The organism is Stenotrophomonas sp. 05L44_2 (genome assembly GCF_056665995.1).
Genome location: NZ_JBFTNR010000831.1, coordinates 1 through 1656 on the forward strand (window position 1 = coordinate 1; position 1656 = coordinate 1656).

2 protein-coding genes are annotated in these 1656 nt (G+C 67.4%); both read left to right on the plus strand.

Annotation, left to right across the window (positions count from 1 at the left end; genetic code table 11):
* A partial coding sequence (locus tag AC1VAN_RS21095; RefSeq protein WP_480986667.1) for a type 2 periplasmic-binding domain-containing protein occupies positions 1-730 on the plus strand: 730 nt, incomplete at its 5' end.
* Between the two features lie 196 nt (positions 731-926).
* The coding region (locus AC1VAN_RS21100; RefSeq protein WP_480986668.1) for a two-partner secretion domain-containing protein at positions 927-1656 on the plus strand (730 nt) is incomplete at its 3' end.

Below are 1656 nucleotides of genomic sequence, written 5' to 3' on the forward strand. Positions count from 1 at the left end.
GGCTGGTTCGGGCCGTACCGGTGCCCTGCAGGTTGTCTACCGTGGCGAGAGCAGCGGTACCAGCGAGCTGCTGGCCCGCTTCCTGACCAGCGCCTGCCAGCCGGCGGACGTCTCCGGCACCACCCTGAAGCTGACCAACGGCGTGCCGGCGTTCTCGGTGCAGTCGACCTTCGCCAACCTGTTCACCACCGTGCCGTCGAACTTCATCGCCGCGCCGGCCACCGGTGGCACCTCGCTGTACAACGCGGTGTACGCCGTTGACGGCCGCATCGGCTACGTTGGCCCGGACGTCATCCCGAGCCTGACCGATGCCACCAAGGTGGCCAAGGTCAAGTCCTTCTCGCCGGATGAAGTGAGCGTGCAGGCGACCCTGGAAACCGCTGCGCCGCCGACCGGCGCCGCTGCTGAAAATCCCGCCAACTGGGTGCCGGTGTTCGGCAACCCGAGCGCGGGCTACCCGATCGCTGGCTACACCAACTTCGTGTTCGGCCAGTGCTACAAGAACGCCACTGTCGGCGCCAACGTGCGTGGCTTCCTGACCCGCCATTACGGCAGTGTCGTGGTCGCCGGCGTCGAGCAGGGCCCGAACGATGCCGCGATCCGCGCGCACAAGTTCATCCCGCTGACCAAGGCCTGGCGTGATGCGGTCCGTGCCCGCTTCGCGACTGCCAGCAATGCTGGCGCCGTGAACAACCCGAGCACCTGCGCCAGCATCGGCCGTCCGCTGTAACTGTCTGCAAGGCAACACCTGCTGATCGAAGCGCCGGCCGAAATGCCGGCGCTTTCCTTCGTGGTGGCACCGCATCCGCGCTGAGCTGTCGTCTTCACGCCGCGGCCACCGTCTATCAGGTGCAGGGCATGCGTTACGCAGGCCCCCTTCGTACTCGCCGCGGCCGACGCGGCCCATCAGGTTGACGAGGTCCCCGATGTCGCACCCGCATTCGCCCGCCGCCCATTTCTCCGCCTCCCTCTGGCGCAGCCACCCGATGGCCTGGGCCGTGGCCGTGGCGCTGGGCAGCGTGGTCGCTCCTGCCAGCCAGGCGCAGCAGGCCTTCAGCCCCGGCTGGTTCGCCGACCGCGGCGCCGCCCAAGGTGCGGCAGCGCAGAGTGGCCGTATGCCCAATGGCGCGCCGATCCAGTTCCAGCTGCCTGCACAACAGCAGGATGCGGCGCGACAGAAGCTGCAGCAGTCGATCGACAACCTCGGCACGGCCGCGCAGGCCATCGCATTGCAGCAGCGCATGCAGGAGCAGGCCAGGCAGGCGCGACRGGAGGCGGGCTTCGTGGTGGCCGATGGGCTGGGCAAGGATGGCCTGAAGGTGGACGAGAATCCGCTGACCCGTGGCTGGATCAATGCCCGCGAAGCGACCCAGTCGCAGGGCGCCGACGGCCGGGTGCAGGTCAGCATCGAGCAGACCGCCGACCAGGCGATCCTGAACTGGGAAACCTTCAACATCGGTGGCAACACCACGCTGAATTTCCTGCAGAACGCTGACTGGGCCGTGTTGAACCGGGTCAATGATCCGGCCGCAAGGCCCAGTCAGATTCTCGGCCAGCTGAAGGCCAATGGCACGGTGTTCGTTGCCAACCGCAACGGCGTGGTGTTCGGCAACAACAGCCAGGTCAATGTCCGCAACCTGGTTGCTGCTGCAGCAC